Source organism: Oceanicaulis sp. (genome assembly GCF_051859625.1).
Classification (GTDB): Bacteria; Pseudomonadota; Alphaproteobacteria; order Caulobacterales; family Maricaulaceae; genus Oceanicaulis.
This window is the reverse complement of record NZ_JBHYFH010000002.1, coordinates 244,519-265,434: the sequence shown is the minus strand read 5'-3', so window position 1 is coordinate 265,434 and position 20,916 is coordinate 244,519. Positions and strand designations below refer to the sequence as shown.

Sequence of the window (20,916 nt, the reverse complement as noted above, 5' to 3'; positions counted from 1 at the left end):
AGTTTCTCTCATCTGAGAGGATATCCGCATGACCGACAAAGCTGATGATCGCGGCTCCGCCGTCCCCAAAGGCCGTTTGAGCCGGCTGGAACGCTTCGGGCGTCTCGCCGCCGGCACGGCGGGAGAAGCGCTGGGCAACACCGTTCAGGCGCTGGCGAAAGGCGAGCCGCTGGACGCCTCGCGGCTGATCCTCACCCCGTCAAACGCCAAACGCATGGCCGATGAGCTGGCGCACTTACGCGGCGCAGCGATGAAAATGGGCCAGATGCTGTCCATGGATTCCGGCGATCTGTTGCCGCCGGAACTGACCGAGGTGCTGGCTCGGCTGCGCGAAAGCGCCCGGCCCATGCCGCCCCATCAGCTCAAGCGCGTGCTCACCCAGAATTGGGGACCGAACTGGCTCAGCCGGTTTGAACGCTTCGAGCCGCGCCCCATGGCCGCCGCCTCCATCGGTCAGGTGCATCGCGCCCACACCAAGGATGGCCGCGATCTGGCGATCAAGGTGCAGTATCCCGGCGTCAGAGACAGCATCGACAGCGATGTGGACAATCTCGCCAGCCTCATCGCGCTGTCCGGGCTCGCGCCCAAGGGGCTCGACCTCAAACCGATCCTTCAAGAGGTCAAACGCCAGCTCAAAGATGAAGCCGATTACGCCCGCGAAGGCGAAAAGATGGCCCAGTTTCGGGATTGGCTCACAGGGTCTGACAGCTTCGCCATACCAGAGCTGGCGGCCGATCTGACCACCGCCAACGTGCTGGCGATGAGCTATCTGCCCGGCGATCCGATTGAAACGCTGGCCGACGCCCTGCTCAGCGAACGCAACCGGGTGATGGCTCAGCTGGCGAACCTCACCTTGCGCGAAGTGTTTGAGTTCGGCGCCATCCAGAGCGACCCCAATTTCGCCAATTATCGCTACCAACCCGACACGGGCCGGATCGGCCTGCTGGATTTCGGCGCCGTGCAGGACATACCCGAAACGATCCAGAGCGCCGGACGGCTTTTGTTGAAAGCGGGACTGTCTGGCGATCGGGGCGGCCGAGAACAGGCGCTGACGGAGCTGGGCTATCTGTCAGACGAGACGCCGCCGGACCAACGCGCTCTGGTGCTGGAGCTGACCGAGCTGGCGCTGTCGCCGCTCTTCAGCGCTGAGCCGTATGATTTTGACGCGTCCGCCCTGGTCGAACCGCTGAGAGAGGGCGGATTCACGCTGCGTACGATGGGCTATGCCCAGACGCCGGCGCCCATGGCGGTCTTCATCCAGCGCAAGGTTGCGGGGCTGTATCTGCTCGGCGCGAAGCTCGACGCTCGCCTGGACATCCGAAGCCTGCTGTCAGAACACATCTAACACAATTGTAAGTGGGGATCGCCTCTGGCTCTGACCTAGTCTGCTTCAGATGGTCATCGATTATAGGCGTTATGATGCGAGTTTTCCTGATCGCTGCGTCCGCACTTGCGCTTGGCGCATCGTGCCTGTCCCCTCTTGCGCAGGCCCGGACGGCGCCAGACTTCACTCAGGCCTTTCGCGGCGCCATCGGCCATATGCTCACCCATGAGTATGAGCAGGCGCGCCCGCTTGCCGAGGAGGCTTTGACCCTGGCCTCCACCCCGGCGGAACACTACCGCGCCCGCCATATCCTGACTGATATCAGCGCCCGCCTGGGTGATTGGCAGGCGACCGCGACATATTCGAGCGAGGCCTACGCCATCATCATGGATGACCCCGCCTTGCAGGGCGCGTTGATGCTCAACGCCGCCCACATGGCGGCGGAAGAAGCCCGCGCCGCTTACCAGCTCGATGATGCAGAACGTGTTGCGGACGCGAATGCCCGCATGGTCCGTCATCACCCCCAGGCCGGCGACGGGTGGCGGGCCGTCGCGCCAATGGGCGCCGTCCATGAAGACGGCCTGTCATGTCCCTTGATCGCTCAAGGCTTTTTGCGCTTTGACCTTCTGGGCGCAGAAAACGCCCTGCCCGGCTGCGTGTACTGGAATCTGGATGATGTGGGCGTGCGCGTGCTCGACGGGGACGGCTTTGACGCCGAGCTGACCCGTCTGGAGGAATCTACAGAGACGGTGACCGCACTCGAAATCTCCGCTGCGCTCCGGGCTTTAGGCGACCAAGCGCAGCTGCTGGATCTTGGCGCCCCGACCCCCGTCAGCGAGCCGCGCCAGGCGCTGGTTCTGAGCATGCAGGACGCTTCGCGCACTCTGACGCTTGAATACCCTGAATCGACGCCACATGCCGTCCTGGAGACGTTGTCGGAGCGCTTTGCCGCCGGGCAATAACACCCGCTGACCGCTCACAGCCGGACCCGGCCAGGCTCTTCAAATGACCTCACTCATCCAGGTGCAAATCCAGCAGCACGCGATAGCGCCTTATATTGGCGACGTACTGCACCGGCTCCCGCCCCCTGGCGTAACCGCGCGGCAAGGTCGAATAGTATTCGGGGTCCGACAACAGCGGCAGAACCTTACGGATATCGCCCCAGCGGTTTTTCTCCAGCGACTGGCGTTCGGCGAGCCGGCGTGCGTCGTAAAGATGGCCCATGCCGACATTATAGGCCGATAGCGCCAGAAACAGCCGGTCGCGGCCCTGCACCTCTTCGGGCAAACGCTCCATGAGGTTCGCAAGATAGCGTGCGCCGCCCGAAATCGACTGGGCGGGATCGGTCCGGTCTTCCACGCCCAGCTCGTTGGCGGTGGGCAGGGTCAGCATCATGATGCCGCGCACCCCGGTCGCGCTGACCGCATCCGGGTCCCAATGGGATTCCTGATAGGCCTGAGCGGCGAGCCAGCGCCAGTCGATGCCGCTCTCCTCAGCCGCCGCTTCAAAATGCGGACGCAAGGCTGGCAAGCGCTCCTCGATACGGCGGATGAAGCGGGCCGTGTCCACATAATCAAACTGACGCGTCACCCCGAACCAGCGCTGATCCAGCCGTTCCAGAAAGCCGCCTTCGTGGCGCGCTTCAGACCAGCGGTTCAGGGGCTGCAACAAGGCGGAGTCCAAGGGCAGGACGAAAGCCAGAGAGCGTTCTTCGCTCAGCACCAGCGGCGTCAACAACTCGGGAAACCGCAGTCGGGCATGAGCGACAATCGTGGAATCCGAAACCGTGCAATCCACCTGCTCAGCCTGCACGAGCTCCAGCAAGGGCAAGGCGGAGGCGGCGTTCACCGTCCGCCATTCGATGCCGGGATGGTCCACCTTCAGCGCCTGCAGGGTCTCGATATAGCTTGAGCCTTCAAGCACCGTGATCTCGACATCCGCCATATCCTCGATCGTGCGGACCTGGGGGCCGCCGCGGCGACAGACCAACTGTTCGGTGACGGTTTTATAGGCGGGGCCGAAGGTGTTGGTCTCCCGACGCGCCTCGGTGATCGTCACGCCGCCAGCCGCCAGATGGCCCTGGCCAGCCTCGATATTGGCCAGCAGCTGGCCCAGATCGCGCTGGGGTTCGAAGCGAACGCTGACGCCCAGATCCTGCGCGAAATTCTGGACCAGAGCGACCTCATAGCCCTCGGGCTCGCCATCCTCGTCCAGATGATAGGTGGTCGGGCTTTCAAGCGTGAGCACGATCAGCTCCCCACGCTCGCGGATCTCATCCAGCGTTTCCAGTCCGGGCGGATCAGCGCGCCCACAGGATACGGCGCCGGCGAGCGCCAGCGCAGCAACGCACGCTTTGCGTACGGATATTGTCCACAGCCCCATGGCGACAAAGATAGGCGCTTAGAGGCTGCATTCCAAATCTAGCGTCGCTTACGGGTCCTCAACCCGGTTGAGGGACCAGTCGTAGGCGTATGAAACAATACGGGTATCGCCATTTATGCGCTGCGCCAGACCGGGCTCGGCATATCTCAGCACATGGGCGATCACGCCCGCATCAGAGCCGCCGAAATCCTCGTTGAACCAGTCATAGATGCGCGAAACGACGAGCCCGTCCTCCGTGACGGTGACGCCGCGCGGATGATTGATGTAGGCGCGGGCGCCCGCCTCAAGGTCCGCGTCCAGGGTGTCGCTGCGCCAGGCGCGCGGCATAAGATTGGGGCAACCGATAGAGGCGCAATTGACGGCGTAATGAACCAGAGACGCGTCAAATTCGACGCGCATGATCCCATGCTCGATATCGTCCAGCGACAGCGCGCGGCCTTCCACCTCCACCCGGTTCACGCCCCAGGGACCGATAGACCAGGGGCGCGGCCGGATCTGACGAATGGAGTTTTCGGGCGCTTCATCCACGATCAGCCGCACCGTGACGGCGTTGTAGAGATTGGCCCAGAAGGCGAAGCGCTCATCATCCGTCAAAGTGCTGACCGGGGTCGCCTCAAGGCGTTCGATATAGGCGGTCAAGGCCGCGCGATCGTCCGGGTTTGCGCGCAAACCGGCATAATCAAACCGGTTCACCCCGTCCTCGCTGTTCACGACATAGGCGCCAAGCACCTGATCCCAGGGCGTGTGCAGATCCGTCTGGGCCTGGGCGAGCGGCAGACCGGTCAGGCTGAAGAGACAGGCGATTGCGATGATGAATGGTTTCATTCCACCCTCCTTGCGGCTGGTCAGTAGACTAGACCCGCGATTGCCGAAAACCAGTCACGCCCCGGTGAGAATCGGGCAAGCTCAACCCCTTGTGACCGCCTGTGAATGAAAGCCCGCCATGATCGAGCCCGAACGCGCCCAGTTTGACTTCGAAGATGGGATGATGGCGGCCTGGCGCTGGCCCAATCCCGGCGCGCCGATTTTGGTGTTCGCTCACGCCAACGGCTTTAACGGCGGGGCCTATCGCCAGCTCTTGCAGCCTTTGTCAGAGCGGTTTGAAATCATCGCGCCCGATCTGCGGGGCCATGGGCGCACCACCCTGCCCGCTGATCCCGCCACCCATACGAGCTGGGACATCTACGCCAGGGATCTTCTGGCGCTGTACGACCGGCTGGACCGCCGCCCGGCCTTGCTGGCGGGTCATTCCATGGGCGCGTCGAGCACCTTGCTCGCCGCAGCGCGAATGTCAGAGCCGCCGCCGCTGGCGCTGGTCGAGCCGGTGGTGTTGCCCCCGTCGCTCTATCTGATGGCGCGCTCGCCGCTCTGGACCTTCATGAAAGGCTCGGTCAAGCAAGGCGCAATGGCGCGCAAACGCTCGAACGGCTGGCCAGACCGCGATGCGGTGATCACGCGCTATCAATCACGCCCCACCTTCGCCCGCTGGGCGGGCGGCGTGCTTGAGGATTATCTGAAGGATGGCCTTCAGGACAGCGCAGACGGCGTCAAACTGGCCTGCGACCCGAACTGGGAAGCCGCCAATTTCGAAGGCCAGGGGCACAATCTATTGAAAGCCGCGCGCCAGCTGGGCGACAGCGTTCAGGTTCTCAAAGCCAGTAAAGGCTCCACCGTCATCAACACTGTCGGCCTTGCCGCACGCGGGGTGCGGATCGAGCGTGTGGAAGGCGGGCATCTGATCCCGATGGAGGCCCCTGCCATCGTCGCGAACTGGCTTGGCAAGGCCGCCGACACAGCCGGCCTCTGACAGTTCAAAACAAAAAAGGCCGGGCGTTGCGCCCGGCCTTTTCAGTCGTCAGCCAGATTGCCTAGACCGCCTTGGCGCGGCTGGCTTTCTTGCGTTCGTGCTCAAGCAGGAAGCGCTTGCGGATGCGAATGCTCTCCGGCGTCACTTCCACCAGCTCATCGTCATTGATGAACTCGAGCGCGTATTCCAGCGTCACGCGGACCGGGGTGGTCAGGACCACCGCTTCATCGGTGCCCGAAGCGCGCATATTGGTCAGCTTCTTGCCCTTGAGCGGGTTCACGATCATGTCGTCGTCACGGGCGTTCTGGCCAATGACCATGCCCTCATAGACTTCAACGCCGTGGCCGATGAACAGCTTGCCGCGCTCCTGGATGTTCCACAGGGCGAAGGCCAGCGCCTTGCCGGTCTCCATGGAGATGATCGCGCCCTTGGGACGCTGACCGACTTCACCGACCGAACGCGGAGCATAGTGGTCAAAGGTATGGAACATCAGGCCTGAGCCCTGGGTCAGGGTCAGGAATTCAGACCGGAGGCCGATCAGGCCGCGCGTCGGCGCCAGGTATTCCAGGCGCACACGGCCATTGCCGTCCGGCTCCATGTTCTTGAGGTCGGCCTTGCGCGAGCCCAGGCGTTCCATCACGCCGCCCTGATGCTCTTCCTCGACGTCGATGGTCAACGTCTCGTACGGCTCGCAGATCTGACCATCAATCTCGCGGTTGATCACCTGGGGGCGACCCACGGCGAGCTCGAAGCCTTCGCGGCGCATGGTCTCGATCAGGACAGACAGGTGCAGTTCGCCTCGGCCCGAAACGAGGAATTTATCCGCGTCATCCTGTTGCTCGACCCGCAGCGCCACATTGTGGATCAGCTCACGGTCAAGACGTTCCTTGATCTGGCGCGAGGTGACGAACTTGCCTTCACGGCCCGCGAACGGCGAATCGTTCACCTGGAAGATCATCGAGATGGTCGGCTCGTCCACCGTCAGCGGCGGCATCGCTTCAACATGCTCAGGATCGCAGAGCGTGTCGGAGATGTTGAGCGGATCAATGCCGTTGAAGGTGATGATGTCGCCCGCGGCGGCCGTCTCACGCTCAACTTTCTCAAGACCGTGGAAGCCGAACACCTGCAGCACTTTCGCGCGGCGCTCCGTCCCGTCAGCGCCGACCACGACGACCTGCTGGTTCTTGCTCAGCTTGCCGCGGCGAATGCGGCCCAGACCGATCACGCCAGTATAGCTGGAATAGTCCAGAGCCGAGACCTGCAGCTGAAGCGGGGCGTCCTGATCCACGTCCGGATGCGCCACGCGGTCCACAATGGCCTGGAACAGCGGGTTCAGATCACCGCCGCGCTGGTCAACGTCCAGCGTCGCCCAGCCTTCCAGCGCCGAAGCGTAGACGACAGGGAAGTCCATCTGCTCGTCGGTTGCGCCCAGACGGTCAAACAGGTCAAAGGTCTGATCGACGACCCAGTCGGGACGCGCGCCGGGGCGGTCCACCTTGTTGATCACCACGATGGGCTTCAGGCCCAGGGCCAGCGCCTTCTTGGTCACGAAGGTGGTTTGCGGCATGGGGCCGTCCACCGCGTCGACCAGCAGCAGCACCGAATCCACCATGGACAGCACGCGCTCGACTTCGCCGCCGAAATCGGCGTGGCCGGGCGTGTCCACGATGTTGATGGCGTAATCGTTCCAGGTCACCGCCGTGTTCTTGGCGAGAATGGTGATGCCGCGCTCTTTCTCCAGATCATTGGAGTCCATGACGCGTTCGACATTCGCGGCGCGTTCATCGAACGTACCCGATTGCCGGAGCAGCTTGTCCACAAGCGTGGTTTTGCCATGGTCGACGTGCGCCACGATGGCGATATTGCGAATGCGCTCAACGGGAGCGGTCATAGATCAGTCCTTAATCTCGCGGATCTCGATGTGTTCGCAGGTGCAAAACCTGCGCTCTTTGCGGCTCTCATACAGGGCGAAATTGAATTCGGCTAGCACTGGTCGCCGCAAGTTTTGCGGCCTAGGTTGCTGAACACTTCACCATCGAGACAAAGCAGGGCCGATAAACGGCTCATGGGGAGACATTATGAAGAGCCTTTTCCGTGCGGGTTTGCTCGCGCTTGGCGCCGCATTGACCAGCTCTGCGGCCGTCGCAGAACCCATTTCCTTCTTCATGCCTGAAGACGTCCGCTATGATGCGTCCATCACGACGCCTGAAGACAGTTTCGGCTATGAAGTCGGTGATCGCCCGATCCGTCACGCTGACATGGTCGCCTATCTGCGCGACATTGCCGGTCAGTCTGACCGCATCTCGGTGGAGACCATCGGCTATACGCACGAGCAGCGGCCGATCCTGTTCTTCACCGTCACCTCATCTGAGAACCAGCAACGCATCGACGCGATTCGCGACGCGCATCTGGCGCGCTTGCGCGGGGAAAGCGCCCCGGCGGACACGCCGCTGGTCCTGTGGATCAATTTCGGCGTTCACGGCGCAGAATCCTCCGGCATGGACGCCGCCATTCCGGTTCTCTACCACTTCGCCGCCGCCAGCGAGGCTGATATCGGCGACACGCTCGACGATACGGTTCTGCTGTTCACCGCCGTGTTCAACCCGGACGGCCATTCGCGCCGCGTGAACCATGTGGAGACTTTCTTCTCCCAGGCGCAGAACACCGATCCCGCCGACATCATCCATAATCTGTGGGTCGAAGCGCGCACCAACCATTATTGGTTCGACCTAAACCGCCAGTGGCTGCTGCTGACCCAACCTGAAGCTCAGGCCTGGATCGGCAAATGGCATGAATGGAAGCCGATGGTCTCGGCGGACTATCACGAGATGGGCTCGTCCAGCCCGTTCTATTTCCATCCGGGCGAAGCGCTGCGCCGCAATCCGCTCATCCCGGAACGGGCGCGCGACCTGACCTACCGGATCGCCCAGCAGCACACCACTGACTTCCTGGACCCTGAAGCGCGGCTCTACACCACCCAGGAAGGCTTTGATAATTTCTATATCGGCAAGGGCTCGACCTATCCGCAGATCAACGGATCGCTGGGCATCCTGTTTGAGATCGGCGCCGCACGCGGCGGTGAAATCGAAACCGATCGGGGTCTCGTCACCCATGCCGACAATGTGCGCACCCAGTTCCGCACCGCGCTGACCACAGTGGAAGGCGCGCGCAATATCCGCGACGAACTGATCGAGTATCAAACCAGCTATTTTGCTGACTCCGCCGAGATGGCGAACCGCGACAATCGTCGCGCCTATGTGTTCACCGCGGCGGGCGACCCTGAACGGGCGCACCGCTTTGTGCGCCTACTGCGCATGCACGATATCGATGTGTACACGCTGGAAAGCGATGTGCGCGCCGATGGCCGCACCTATGCGGCGGGCGAGTCCTTCGTGGTGCCGATGAACCAGGACCAGCACCGGATGATCCGCGGCGTTTTTGATCAGGTCACCGAGTTTGAAGAAAACATCTTCTATGACGTGTCGGGCTGGACCCTGCCGCTGGCTTATGACCTTGAATATTCCGCGCTGACCGGCGGCCTGCGTTCGGTCTCCATGTCAGACGAGTTGGCCGATGGCGCGTTTGAAGCCGCCCCCGCTCCGGACGTCGCGCCTTATGGTTATGCGCTGGAATGGTCGCACACCTTCGCCCCGCGGGCGCTGAACCGGATTCTGTCCGCCGAGCTTCTGGCGCGAGCGGGTACGGAACCTGTGACCGCAGAAACCACGCGCGGCCGGGTGGAGATGGGTCGCGGCGCGATCTTCGTGCCCTATGCCCGTCAGGATATGAGCCGTGAAGACATTCACGCCCTGATGGAGACCATCGCATCCGAGGACGGCGTCACCGTCCATGCCCTCACCTCGGGCCTGACGCCCAATGAAGGCGCGGATTTCGGCGCTGCCGGCGTGTTCCGCTCAGTTCAGACGCCAAAAGTGCTGCTGGCCTTTGACGATGGCCTGACGCGCTATGATTCCGGCGAGATGTGGTGGACCCTCGATTTCCGCCACAACATGGAAGTCACCCTTGTTCGCAAGGATGATCTCGGCGGCGTCGACTGGAGCGCATATACGCACCTGATCCTGGTGGGCGGCAATGCCCGTCTTTCAGACAGCATCCAGGAAGAGGTCGAGGATTGGATCCGGGGCGATGGCGGCACGCTGATCGCGACCCGCCAGGCTGCGATCTGGGCGCAGGACGCCTTCTTTGACCGCAAGGAAGAGGAAGACGAGTCTGAAGACGACACCGAGACGACCGAACGTCTGAACGTCGCCGATATGGCGGTGCGCGAAGCCGAGCACATTATCGGCGGGGCGTTGTTTGAGACCGATCTGGACACCTCTCACCCGCTGGGCTTCGGTTTTGAGGACCGTACGCTGGCGGTTCAGCGCAACATCACCGACGTGCTGATCCGTCCTGAGGACGATCCTTACGCCGTGCCGCTGCAGTACACGGATGATCCGCTGCTGAGCGGTTACGCGTCCCAGCGACGCCAGGACGAAATCGCGGGCACGCCCGCCGTCGTCGCCGAGCGTCTGGGCCGGGGCTCGGTGATCATGATGGCGGACAATCCCGTCTTCCGGGCCACCTTCCCCGGTTCGGAGCGCCTGCTCATGAACGCGATCTTCTTCTCCCCCATGATCAGCCGCGCTCGTGGCGATTACGAAGAAGAATAAGTCGCTGAACGACTGACTGAGAGCGCCCCGTCAGGACACTGGCGGGGCGCTTTTGTTATGAATGCTCAGAACTGGCCGTGCCGGCCTTCGCCTTTGGCGAAACGGGTTGCGCCCTCCACGGTTTCGCCGCTGGAGAGGGTTTTGATCCCGAGCCGGACCTCGTTGAGCATGGCGTCCGCTTCATCAAGCCCCCATTGCTCCAGCACGGATTGTCTGTCATGGCGCAGGCAGAGCTGGGGGAAAGCCGCGATCTGTTCGGCAAGCTCAAGCGCCGCGTCCAGCGCACGCCCCGGTTCGGCCACCCGGTTCGCCAGACCGAATGAGAGCGCTTCGCCGGCTTCAACCGTGCGCCCTGTCAGGATCATGTCCAGGGCGCGAGATTGGCCGATCAGGCGCGGCAGGCGCACCGTGCCGCCATCAATCAGCGGCACGCCGAAGCGGCGGCAATACACGCCGAACACGGCGTTCTCGGCCATGACCCGAAGATCACACCATAGCGCCAGCTCCAGCCCACCCGCCACGGCATGGCCTTCAATCGCGGCGATGACAGGTTTGCTCAGTTTCAGGCGTGACGGCCCCATGGGACCATCGCCGGTCTCCTCGACCCGGTTGCGCCCTTCGCCCGTGCTGACCGCTTTCAGATCCGCGCCCGCACAGAAGGTGCCGCCCGCCCCGGTCAGGATGGCGACGCTCAAGCCTTCGTCAGCGTCAAAGCGCCGGAAGGCTTCGGCCAGCTGGTCAGCGGTGGGACCATCCACGGCGTTACGCCGGTCGGGTCGGTTGAGGGTGATGATCGCGACGGCGCCTCGCGTTTCGTATTGAACGCTCATGACTGTCCTCCCTGAGAGACAAACAGGGTCGGTCAGCACTGACGCGCAGACAAGCCTTATCGAGCGGACGCCTGGAGGTCGGAGTTTTCAAGCGTATAAAACCGCAAGGTCAGATCCCGCCCCTTCACCGCGTTATACCCTTCAAGCGCAGCCAGCTGCCGGACGATTGCGCCGCCAAGTCCGGCCTCAAAGCTCTCCTGCTCGGACTGATCCACAATCGCCAGACCGCATTGCGGATGCGCCAGCAAAAACGCCGCCGTCTCAGCGCCATCCGTGCCGAGCAGGATATCGGTGCTGAAATTGAAGACGTTGGACGGCTCGCGATAGCCCGCCGTGGCCACATCCATCGTCTCACAGCCCGTGAAGGTCTCCGCGATGCGGGCGGCGTTATAGGACGGCCACAGCTTTTGGACGCCGGGAATGGCGACGCCGAACGCGACCACATAGACCGCCGCGCTGGCCACGCTGACCGCCAAGAGCCGCGTCAGATCAGGTTTGAACGCCAGCCAGACCAGGCTGATCACCGCCAAAGCGCCCATCCCGGCCGTGACCTTGCTGGCGAGGCTGACGGGTTCGCCAAACTCGATCTGGCCGATCCAGGGCACCAGACCCACCAGCGCGCCCACGACAATGGCGAGCGCCGCAATGACGCCAAACAGCGTCCATTGCTTCCAGCCGCTGAGCAGCGCTTTCGCGTTCACCAGCCCCAGACCGATCAGGATGGCGATGGCGGGGAACATGGGCGAGACATAATGGGGCAGCTTGGTCTGGATCAGTTCAAACACCAGCCAGGACGGCAGGATCCACACCAGCAGGAACTGGACAGCCGTCTCGCCGCGCCGCGACCAGGCGGCCAAACCGGCGAGCCCCAGAAGCGCAGACGCCGGCCAGAGCGTCACCGGCATCAGCAAGGTATGATAGCCGAACGGGCCGCCATGACTGTCGTCCGCCACGCCCACCTTGCCGAACAGAGCATGGCCGACGGCTTCCTGGAAAAAGCCCCAATCGGTTTGGATATTGATCGCGATCAGCCAGGGCAGGAAGATCGCACAAGCCAGAAGAAGCCCCGGCAAGGGTCTGATTTTCAATAGAAGTTTCAGATCACGCTTCAGCGCGACAAACCCGATCAGGGTCAGCGCCGTGACCATGAAGAAGATCGGCCCCTTGATGGCGATCGCAGCGCCGGTCCCCGCCCAAAGCACCGCAGGCCAGCCCCAGAATTTCGGCTTCGCCTCCTGCACTTTCAGCATCAGCATGGCCAGCGCGACCTGGGCGAACATGCCCGCCGCCAGCAAGGCGGCGTCGGTCTTGGCGGTGCGCGCCTCGATCTGCATGGCGAGGCCGAGCCCCATCACGATCCCGGCCACCAGCCCCACCGACGGCGAGAACAGGCGCGCGCCTAGAAAAGCCGTCAGCGCCACAGCGATCAGGGAGCCGAAAAAGCTGGGCAGGCGGTGCGCGCCGATGGGGGCGTCGTCGCCGCCGAATGGCTGGGTGGTGATCACCTGCAGCCAGTAAATGCCGCTGGGTTTGACGTGGCGTGGATCGCCCTGAAAGCGGATATCGACGAAATCGCCGGTCTCCATCATCTGCCGGCTCGCCTGCGCATAGCGCGCTTCATCGCGATCCATGGCCGGGATCGAGAACAATCCTGGAAAGTGCGCGATCACCGCCAGCAACATCACCACGATCCAGGCGCGGCGAGACAACCCGCCATTCTGGCCGGGCTGGGTCAGAGAGTCCGTAAAACCCGTCATGGTCAGCGATCCTCACCCCGTGCGCCCAAGAGCATGTGCGGATCGGGATAATGGGTGCGGCGCATCAGCCAGATGACGCCCAACAGATCAAACAGGCCCGCCGCCGCGCGGCCGAGATTGGTGTACTTGCTCTCACCCGCCGCGCGCGGCCGGTTCACCACGGTGACATTGAGCGTTTCAAAGCCCAGATGCCCGGCCAGCGCCGGCAAATAGCGGTGAATGGCGTCAAAGAAGGGCATCACCAGGAACAGGTCCCGCGGCAAGATTTTCAGCCCGCACGCCGTATCCGGGCAATCATCATTGAGGAGCGAGCGGCGCAGGCCATTGGCGAAACGCGAGGCGAATTTGCGGTTGGCCCCGTCAGTGCGGTTCTGCCGGCATCCGGCCACCACGCCCACCGTGTCCACGGTGGACAGATCAATCGCCTTGCTCATTTCCAGAACCGACCGCGGATCATCCTGGCCGTCGCCATCCATGGTGGCGACCCAGATCGCACGCGCCGCCAGAAACCCTGTCCGAAGTCCCGCGCTTTTGCCGGACCGGTTGGGATGACGGATCACGCGCACCCGCGAATCCGACTGAGCGAGCGGGCCAAGCGCGCCGGCGGTGTCGTCATCACTGCCGTCATCGACCACGATAATCTCAAAGCTCTCAAGACCTTCAGAGAAGACCGAGATCGCCTCCTTGACCACTTCTTCGATGCTGGCCGCTTCGTTGAAGGCGGGGATGACGATGGACAGGGCTGGCATGCTCATGGGCGCTCATCTGGCAGGGCCGACCGCAAGGGGCGCGATCTGATGCCAGCGGTTTAGCGCGAACCGCACAAGGCGGGCAATCACAACCCGAAGCGCAGGCTGCGATCAGGCCCGATCAGACGCCATAAAGCGCGGCGATGCGGTCAATCTTGCGAAACGCCTTGCCCGGCGCCCGCGCCAGCGGCCCCAGCGGCAAGGGCTCGGCGGCCTTCTCGATCCGTCCCGCCATCTGGCGGGTCCAGCCGGCGAGGCCTGGCTGGGTGATGCAGCCGGTGGCGAGGCCTTCCTGAAACGAGCCCATGGCCTGTTTCTGGCGCCCCTCGCCCGGCCCCATATGCACTTCCTGCACGCCCGCCTCAGCGCCCGCTTTCAGCATTTCAATCAACAAGGCGTTGCCCGGCGTCAGCTTGATGAGTTGCGGGTCATAGGCCGGAAACCACGAATGCAGTACGTCCGGCCCGATCAGGCCGAAATGCACCGCCGCCAGACGCCCATCAAGCTCCAGCGTGGACATCAGGCCTGCGCCCTCTGCGCGGTCCTGCCGCCACAGCTGCTCCAGAAGATCGCGCACCCATTTCAGCGCAAACAGATCCGGAAAGCCGGACTCGCGATACTGCGCGGACTTCCATGCATACAGCGCTTCAAGCGTTTCGGGTCGGCGATCATCAAAGCGGAAGCTCAGCTCGCCTTCCTTGGCGAGTTTCTTCGGCGCGCCGATGGCGCTGCGAAACGTATTGCCGCCCAGCTTTTTACGGCTCGCCACATAGGCGTCAAAGCCTTCGGACACATCAATCACCCAGCCGCCTTCGACGCTGTCGGCATGGCGACGGAACGGGGCTTGAGCCGCAAGGCTGTCACGGAAATCAAAGACCGTGATCCCCGCCTGCTTCAGCACATGCGACAGCGCGATGTCTTCATCGGGGGCGCAGATGATCCCGTGACAATCATTGACCACGCCGCCGGGGGCGCGGGCATGGCCCATCGGCCCTTTCTGAAAGGCGAAGAAGCCGGCGATGCGCTCGCTCTTGCGGATCACCGCCACTCGGATATCGGGGCGCGCCGCCGAGATGGCGTCAAGATAGCCCAGCGTTTGATACGGGCTTTTCAGGAGCGGATTGGCCGCCGTCATGGCGCGCCAGGCGTCACGCTCAGAGGCGCTCAGCTCTTGAGGTGTTGTCACGTCCACGCTCAGCATCTGCATCCCGGTCCCCGTTTCATTCTGCGACAGTCCTGACAGACAAGACTGAACAAAGGCTTGGCGAACGCCCGATCTGGCCCGCTTCGGCACAAAATCACGCGCGTTTAGCCGTTTTTCAGTGTTGTGAGGCAAGCTTGGGACCGGTCGCGCTCTTGCATGGCGCGCCTGGTGCTGATCCGGACCCTGAACCTCTCATGCTGAACCGTCACCTTCTGGCTTACCTGCCTGTCTATCTGGCCCAGGCTCTTGTGGGCTTTGGCAGCGTGGTCGTGTTCACTCGGCTTCTCAGCCCCGACGCCTATGGCCAGTACATGCTGGTGCTGACAGGCTCCGCGCTGATCAGCACCCTGATCTTCACCTGGCTGGACGCCGCCGTGGCGCGCTATCACGCCCGCGCCAGCGCACGCGGCCGACTGGGCGGGCATTTGTTCACGGCGCTCAGCCTGTTCGCCATGATCGCCGCGCCGGTCGCGATCCTGGGCGGCGTTCTCTTGCTGGTGCTCGACCTGCCGCCCGCGCTAAAGACCGCCAGCGCCTATGCGCTCGCCTATCTGCTTTTGCGCGCCGGCGTCATGATCGCGCTGGAAACGCGCCGCGCCGCCGGCGAAGCCTGGCGATATTCGGCGCTTGAGACCTTCTCTCTGGCGGGCGGGTTCGCCTTCGGCGCGGCTTTGACGCTGTTTACAGATCTCGGCTCGGCGGGTCCGCTGGCCGGTCTCGCTCTGGCGTCCGGTCTGGCGCTGGTGTTTGATCTGCCCGCCCTGGCGCGCAAGGCCAAACGTGACCGCGCCCAGAACGCCCGGATCACCGCCTTTTTCGCCTATGGCGGCCCCATCGCCTTCTCCTTGATCTTTGAACAGCTTCTGACCAGCGGCGACCGCTTCCTCATCGCCGCCTATCTGGGTGAAGCCGCCACCGGCGCCTATGCCGCGGGCTATGCGCTGGCGGATCGTTCGCTCAGCATCGTCTTCTTATGGCTGGGCATGACAACGGGCCCCTTGCTGATCTCCGCGCTGGAACATGACGGCCGCAAGGCGGCGCAAGACGTCGCCCGCCGCACCGGCGCGCTGATGGGCGCCATCGGCTTTCCGGCCGCCGCCGGGCTGGCGCTCGTCTCGCCCGATCTGGCGAGACTGATGATCGGGGAAGAGCTGGCCGATAGCGCGGCCTCCATCGTGCCGCTGATCGCTTTGTCCGGGCTGATGAACGGCGTCATGACCCATTACTTTCATACCGCTTACACGCTGGGCCGCCGCACCGGTTCCATGGCGTTCATCATGACGGGTTCCGCCGTGCTCAATCTGGCGCTGAACGCGCTCCTGATCCCGCTACTGGGGCTCCATGGCGCGGCCTGGGCGACCGTGGCCGCCTACGCCATCGCGCTGGTCGCCTGCGCCATCCATGGGCGGAGCATTTTCCCCATGCCGATCCCCGTACGCGAATGGAGCAAGGCCGCGCTCGCCACCACAGGCATGGCGGTCACTCTGGCCTATGCTCCGTCGACCGGCCTGGTGATCACAGATCTCGTCCTGCAAGTCGCACTTGGGGCGCTCAGCTATGCCGTGATCTTGCTGGCGCTGGACGGGCTGGGTGCACGGCGTTGGCTGGGCGCAAGGATCGCAACCCGTCTGGGACGGAGGGCCGCGGCATGACCGTCCAGACCCTCCAGATGACGCGCTCCCCCTCCGCCGATACGTATGCGGTCGCCCTGTCGGTGCTGATCCCGTTTTATGGCGATGATCCTCGCCCCTTGCTTGAAGCGCTGAGCCGCCAGACGGACCCACAGACAGAGATCATCCTGTTTGACGACGGGGTTCCGAACCCGGCCCTCTCTGACAGCGTGAAAGACGCCGTGCTGGGGTCCGGCGCTGCGATCAAACTGATCACCAGCCCGGACAATCTGGGTCGCTCCGCCGCGCGCAATCAGCTTGGCGACGCCGCCCAGGGCGCATGGCTGCTGTTTCTGGACGCCGACATGGAGATCGAACCCGGATTTCTCGCGCGCTGGCGACATCATCTGGCTGAGACCGCCTGTGACGCCCTGTTCGGCGGATATGCGCCGAGCATGCCGCGCTCTGAGCATGAAACCGTTCACGCCGCCCTCGCCCATGCGTCTGACGCGCCGGACGCCGCCACGCGGTCCGCTCTGGGTGCGGCGGCGGTCTGCTCGTCAAACCTTGCGGTTCGCGCCAGCCTGTTCGCCCAATGCCGCTTTGATGAAGGCTATACGGGATGGGGCTGGGAAGATGTGGACTGGGCGCTCAGCGCCAACCGACAGGGCGAGCTGGGTCATGTGGACGCGCCCGCCGCCCATGGCGGTTTGCAGGATGTCTCGACGCTGCTTGATAAATTTGACCGCGCGGGCGCCAATTTCGCCCGCCTTCTCACCCGTCATCCCGAGTATGAAAGCCGCCCCGGCGCGCGGCTGGCCCGTAAAGTGCAAGCGACGGGATTGGCCAGGCTCGCCCGTATGATGGGCGAAATGCTGGCGAAAGCGGCTTGGGCGCCGCTGAAAGTCCGCGTTCTGGCCTTGAAACTCTATCGTGCGGGCGCCGCCGCCCGCGATTTGCCCAGGGGGCGCGCATGAGCCAGACGGCTTGTAATCCAGATACTGTGGTGTATCGCCCGCGCGGCGGCCTGGCCGGTCGCGTGCAAAAACAGCTCACACGTCGGCTGGGCGTCACCCCGCTCAAAATCAATCTCGACCGCCCCATCGTCACCTTCACCTTTGACGATTTTCCGCGCTCGGCTCTGGAGCTGGGCGCTGTGCGGCTGAAAGCGCGCGGCTGGCGCGGGACCTATTATGTCAGTGGCAGTCTGGCGGGCGTCACCAATCATCATGGCGAGCTTTTTGATCCTCAGGACCTTCTAAATTTGAAAGCCGAAGGTCATGAGATCGCCTGTCACGGCTTCAGTCATCTCGATGCGTCGCGTCTGCCCGCGGAAGCCGTGGCGGCGGACGCCGCCCGCAATCGCGCCTATCTGAAGGCGGCCGGCCTTGATGACGCGCCGACCAGCTACGCTTTCGCCTATGGGGAAGCGACCCCGCAAGCCAAGAAGCGTTTGCTTGAGACCTATTCCAGCCTGCGCGGCGTGCAGCCCGGGATCAATCGCGGCGTGGCCGATCGCGGTTTGCTCAAATCCGTGCCGCTGGATGGCGGAGATGACGGGCTGAAGCGCGCCGTCGCTGCGGTCAGGGACGCGGCCCGCAATCCCGGCTGGCTGATCTTTTATGGTCACGACATTCAACACCAGCCTTCTGAATGGGGCTGTACGCCGGAGTTTCTGGATGTGGTCCTGCACGCCGTCGAACACTCGGGCGCCCAGGTGATGACGCAGTCAGACGCCCTCGCCGCGATCGAGGCGCGCGCATGAGCGTCGCCGTCCTGATCCCCACCTATCGGCGCAATGACGCGCTGGCGGACGCTGTGCGCAGCGTCTTTGCGCAAACCCGCCTGCCCGATGAAATCGTCATCGTGGACAATGATCCGCAGGGCGGTGCCAGGGCGGCAGTGGAGCGATTGTCGGACGGCGCTCCCGTGCGATTGTCCTATGTGCACGAAGCCAGTCCGGGCGTCTCCAATGCCCGCAATACCGGGTTCGCACATACACAGGCGCGTTTCATCGCCCAGCTCGATGATGACGAAACAGCCAGCCCGCGCTGGCTCGCAAGCCTTCTGGACGCTCGTGAAATGCTGGATGCTCCGGTAGTGTTCGGACCCGTCATCGCACAGCTGCCCGACCCGCTGACCCGCGGCGTCCGCGCCGCCTACACGCAACGGCTCTATTCAAGGCTGGGCTCGTCAGACACTCAGCTGATCGACAAGCCCCATGGCTGCGGCAACGCTCTGTTTGATCGCGAAGCGCTGGATTTGCCGTCGCCCGTCTTTGACCACGCGGCCAATGAGATCGGCGGCGAGGACGACATGCTGTTTCAAAAACTGCAGGCCCAGGGCGTCCGCTTTGGCTGGGCGGCGCAGGCGGATGTGTTCGAGCACGTCCAGGCCCCCAGGCTAAGCTGGGGAAAGCTTTTGCAACGCAGCTTCGCCTATGGACAGGGACCGACGCAGACCTGCGCACAGCAAAGCCCGCTTAACTGGGCGGGCGTCGCGTTCTGGATGAGCGTCGGTGCGGCGCAAGTCTTGGTGTTCGGCGCTTGTGCGCCCGTCGCGCGGCTGATCTCCGCCAAGGCTGCAGCCAATTGTCTGGATAAGGCCGCGCAGGGCGCTGGCAAGCTGATCTGGTTTGAAGCGCTGTCACCGCGGCTTTACGGCGCAAGCGCCTAGGCTTCGCGGCGGGCGCACAGCTTGCTGAAGGTGATGCAGAACAGCATCCAGGTGAAGCCGTTCGTGGTCATGAAGATGCTTTCCGACATGCTGGTCAGCCCCCAGATCGCAATGCCGGGCAGCGCCCAATAGGTCTCGACGCCCGAAAACAGGCGTTTCAGCGCGGCGCCCAGCCCCAGAAGATACACCCCGAACGCCAGAGCGGCGCCCGGAACGCCGAGGCCAAGCGCGATTTCCAGCCAGGAATTGTGCGCGGACGGCACTTCCCACTGGGTCGCCTGACGCACCCAATAGACCGGGCCTTCCTCTTCCAGCCAGAACACGCCCCAGCCAAACCCTGTCCAGGGTTTCTCGGCCACGGCGCGGATCAGACCCGCCCAGATGTCCGTGCGGCCTGTCAGGGTCGGGTCTCGCCCGAGCGCTTCGAGAATGACGCCCGGCCCGATCGCGATCACAAGGGTCAGCGCAAACACGCCCATCAGCCCGCTGAACACTGCGAGCGCGGCCCAAATGAAGCCCTGGCGCGCACAATAGATCATCAGCGGACCGCCAAACCCGATCATGCAGGCCATCAGCGCGGTCTTGGAGGTGGACATCAGCACCAGAAAGACCGCCAGGATCACCAGCGCGCCCCAATAGCGCACTTCGTGGCGATAGGGCGTCGTCAGGGCCGCGGCCATGCCGCCCATGGTCGTGATCGCCATCACTGCGCCCAGCCGGTTCTTCTGCTCCCAAAGACCGGCCCACGCGCCAGGGTGAACCTCGCTCATCACGCCATAGGCAGGAAACGCCACCGCCATGATCAAGGAGCCTAACGCGAGCACGCCCAGCGACAGCGCCAGCAAGCGGATCAGATCGGTCCAGCTATATCGGCTCGCCAGCCACAGCCCGAACACCGCCGGCATCAAAACGCCCAAGCCCCGCCGCAGGCTTAACCCGGCGTCCAGCGACCAGAAGGCCGAGACCATGGGCAAGGCCGCAAGGATCACCAGCGGCCAGGCGCGCGCCATCAGCCCCAGAACCGGAACCGGGCGCATCACCACCAGGATCAGGGTCATCAGATAGACCGGCGGCCAGATCAGCCGCAGAACCGGACTGCCCTCCTCATCGCCGCCAAAGATCAGCGAGAACAGGGCGCTTGAGAACATGAAGATCAGAAAGACGGCGAGCCCGGCTTCAAGCGCAAGCGCAAAGCGAAAGCGCGGCAAGGTCGCGCGCCAGCGATCGGCGAGCGCGAACGCGCTCACGCTGGCGCCGCTGCCCGGGTGCGATTGACGACAACGCCCCAGACCTGCGCTCCCTGCGCCCGCAAGCGATCAGCGGCGTTTTCAGTGGCGGCGCGACCGTCGCTGCGCGCATCCGCGACCAGAATGACCCCGTCCATATTCGGCGCGATCAGCGGAATCGCCGCGCTTTGATACGAGGCGTCCACCACTGTCAGCCCTGCGCTGTGTCGCGCCCGGTTCCAGTACTCGGCATTGTCCAGAAATGTCAGGCTGCGCACCTGTCCCGGCGCGCGTTCGAAACGGCTGACATAGATCGGCTGGTCCTCGACCCGCCGCAGCGCCACACGCCCGGCGTTGTCAGGCACGGTTCGCCAGAAGCGCCGCCCCGACAAAGCCCCGGAATACGCCTGCCCGTTCAGACGAAACGCATCGGATTGAGGATTGTTCTTGAAATCGAGATCGTAAAGCCAGACCGGTTTCACGCCTTGCGCCACAGCCGCGCGCACCAGACCGGCGGCGATGGTCGACGCGCCGGCCGAGGCGCTGACCGGCGCGACCATGACGGCGCGCGCGGCCATGCCCTGCGGTGACAACCGCCGGGCCAACCCCTCAAGTTCACGCTCGATGCTCATACGCGACGACCACGCCTGTTTACTCAACAGACAGATGTATGCGCGA

Annotated in this window: 17 protein-coding genes; 8 read left to right on the top strand and 9 right to left on the bottom strand. The window is 63.7% G+C overall.

The genetic code is table 11. The annotated features are described in order from the left end of the window. Nucleotides 1-28 precede the first annotated feature (28 nt). Both ACTIGF_RS10775 and ACTIGF_RS10770 read left to right on the top strand, forming a co-directional pair. Nucleotides 29-1,345 (top strand): ABC1 kinase family protein, encoded by a 1,317-nt coding sequence (locus ACTIGF_RS10775; protein WP_439636892.1) that lies wholly within the window; start codon nucleotides 29-31, stop codon nucleotides 1,343-1,345. A gap of 71 nt (nucleotides 1,346-1,416) precedes the next feature. Next, entirely contained in the window at nucleotides 1,417-2,286 is an 870-nt protein-coding gene (locus ACTIGF_RS10770; RefSeq protein WP_439636891.1) for a hypothetical protein, read from the top strand. 49 nt (nucleotides 2,287-2,335) lie between these two features. Here ACTIGF_RS10770 and mltF read toward each other — a convergent pair whose 3' ends face one another. Together mltF and ACTIGF_RS10760 are read right to left on the bottom strand one after the other, a co-directional pair. Continuing rightward, nucleotides 2,336-3,706, bottom strand: coding sequence for a membrane-bound lytic murein transglycosylase MltF (mltF, locus tag ACTIGF_RS10765; RefSeq protein WP_439636890.1), 1,371 nt, complete (start codon nucleotides 3,704-3,706; stop codon nucleotides 2,336-2,338). Nucleotides 3,707-3,754: 48 nt separating this feature from the next. Then, complete coding sequence (locus ACTIGF_RS10760) at nucleotides 3,755-4,531, bottom strand: DUF547 domain-containing protein (RefSeq protein ID WP_439636889.1); 777 nt, start codon at nucleotides 4,529-4,531, stop codon at nucleotides 3,755-3,757. Nucleotides 4,532-4,649: 118 nt separating this feature from the next. On the opposite strand from ACTIGF_RS10760, the gene ACTIGF_RS10755 reads away from it, so the two are divergent. Next, nucleotides 4,650-5,513, top strand: a complete 864-nt coding sequence (locus ACTIGF_RS10755) for an alpha/beta fold hydrolase (RefSeq protein WP_439636888.1) — start codon at nucleotides 4,650-4,652, stop codon at nucleotides 5,511-5,513. 61 nt (nucleotides 5,514-5,574) lie between these two features. Here ACTIGF_RS10755 and typA read toward each other — a convergent pair whose 3' ends face one another. Beyond that, nucleotides 5,575-7,404, bottom strand: coding sequence for a translational GTPase TypA (gene typA, locus ACTIGF_RS10750; RefSeq protein WP_439636887.1), 1,830 nt, complete (start codon nucleotides 7,402-7,404; stop codon nucleotides 5,575-5,577). 187 nt (nucleotides 7,405-7,591) lie between these two features. Here typA and ACTIGF_RS10745 point away from each other — a divergent pair, with 187 nt between their 5' ends. After that, the gene (locus ACTIGF_RS10745) at nucleotides 7,592-10,186 is read left to right on the top strand and encodes a M14 family zinc carboxypeptidase (RefSeq protein ID WP_439636886.1); all 2,595 of its coding nucleotides are present in this window, start codon (nucleotides 7,592-7,594) and stop codon (nucleotides 10,184-10,186) included. A 65-nt stretch (nucleotides 10,187-10,251) separates the two neighbouring features. On the opposite strand, the gene ACTIGF_RS10740 is transcribed toward ACTIGF_RS10745, so the two are convergent. The 4 genes from ACTIGF_RS10740 to ACTIGF_RS10725 form a co-directional block, all read right to left on the bottom strand. Next, nucleotides 10,252-11,016, bottom strand: a complete 765-nt coding sequence (locus ACTIGF_RS10740; RefSeq protein ID WP_439636885.1) for a crotonase/enoyl-CoA hydratase family protein — start codon at nucleotides 11,014-11,016, stop codon at nucleotides 10,252-10,254. A 56-nt stretch (nucleotides 11,017-11,072) separates the two neighbouring features. Further along, nucleotides 11,073-12,773, bottom strand: coding sequence for an ArnT family glycosyltransferase (locus ACTIGF_RS10735; RefSeq protein ID WP_439636884.1), 1,701 nt, complete (start codon nucleotides 12,771-12,773; stop codon nucleotides 11,073-11,075). A 2-nt stretch (nucleotides 12,774-12,775) separates the two neighbouring features. Further along, a complete protein-coding gene (locus tag ACTIGF_RS10730; RefSeq protein ID WP_439636883.1) occupies nucleotides 12,776-13,528 on the bottom strand; it encodes a glycosyltransferase family 2 protein in 753 nt (250 codons plus the stop codon). Nucleotides 13,529-13,643: 115 nt separating this feature from the next. Continuing rightward, nucleotides 13,644-14,729 (bottom strand): GNAT family N-acetyltransferase, encoded by a 1,086-nt coding sequence (locus ACTIGF_RS10725; protein ID WP_439636882.1) that lies wholly within the window; start codon nucleotides 14,727-14,729, stop codon nucleotides 13,644-13,646. Nucleotides 14,730-14,920: 191 nt separating this feature from the next. On the opposite strand from ACTIGF_RS10725, the gene ACTIGF_RS10720 reads away from it, so the two are divergent. Genes ACTIGF_RS10720 through ACTIGF_RS10705 form a run of 4 tightly spaced genes read left to right on the top strand, consistent with a single transcriptional unit; the run spans nucleotide 14,921 to nucleotide 19,012 of the window. Beyond that, entirely contained in the window at nucleotides 14,921-16,378 is a 1,458-nt protein-coding gene (locus ACTIGF_RS10720; protein WP_439636881.1) for a lipopolysaccharide biosynthesis protein, read from the top strand. Next, nucleotides 16,375-17,313: a glycosyltransferase family 2 protein gene (locus ACTIGF_RS10715; protein ID WP_439636880.1), complete on the top strand. Its 939-nt coding sequence runs from the start codon at nucleotides 16,375-16,377 to the stop codon at nucleotides 17,311-17,313. Before ACTIGF_RS10720 ends, ACTIGF_RS10715 begins: the two co-directional genes overlap by 4 nt. Continuing rightward, nucleotides 17,310-18,101, top strand: a complete 792-nt coding sequence (locus ACTIGF_RS10710; RefSeq protein WP_439636879.1) for a polysaccharide deacetylase family protein — start codon at nucleotides 17,310-17,312, stop codon at nucleotides 18,099-18,101. The genes ACTIGF_RS10715 and ACTIGF_RS10710 overlap by 4 nt, the downstream gene beginning before the upstream one ends. Then, nucleotides 18,098-19,012 carry a glycosyltransferase family 2 protein gene (locus ACTIGF_RS10705; RefSeq protein ID WP_439636878.1) on the top strand — a complete coding sequence of 305 codons (915 nt, stop codon included), beginning with the start codon at nucleotides 18,098-18,100 and terminating at the stop codon, nucleotides 19,010-19,012. The genes ACTIGF_RS10710 and ACTIGF_RS10705 overlap by 4 nt, the downstream gene beginning before the upstream one ends. On the opposite strand, the gene ACTIGF_RS10700 is transcribed toward ACTIGF_RS10705, so the two are convergent. Together ACTIGF_RS10700 and ACTIGF_RS10695 are read right to left on the bottom strand one after the other, a co-directional pair. Next, the gene (locus ACTIGF_RS10700; RefSeq protein ID WP_439636877.1) at nucleotides 19,009-20,259 is read right to left on the bottom strand and encodes an O-antigen ligase family protein; all 1,251 of its coding nucleotides are present in this window, start codon (nucleotides 20,257-20,259) and stop codon (nucleotides 19,009-19,011) included. The genes ACTIGF_RS10705 and ACTIGF_RS10700 overlap by 4 nt on opposite strands. Continuing rightward, the gene (locus ACTIGF_RS10695) at nucleotides 20,256-20,870 is read right to left on the bottom strand and encodes a hypothetical protein (protein ID WP_439636876.1); all 615 of its coding nucleotides are present in this window, start codon (nucleotides 20,868-20,870) and stop codon (nucleotides 20,256-20,258) included. Before ACTIGF_RS10695 ends, ACTIGF_RS10700 begins: the two co-directional genes overlap by 4 nt. Between the last annotated feature and the right edge of the window lie 46 nt (nucleotides 20,871-20,916).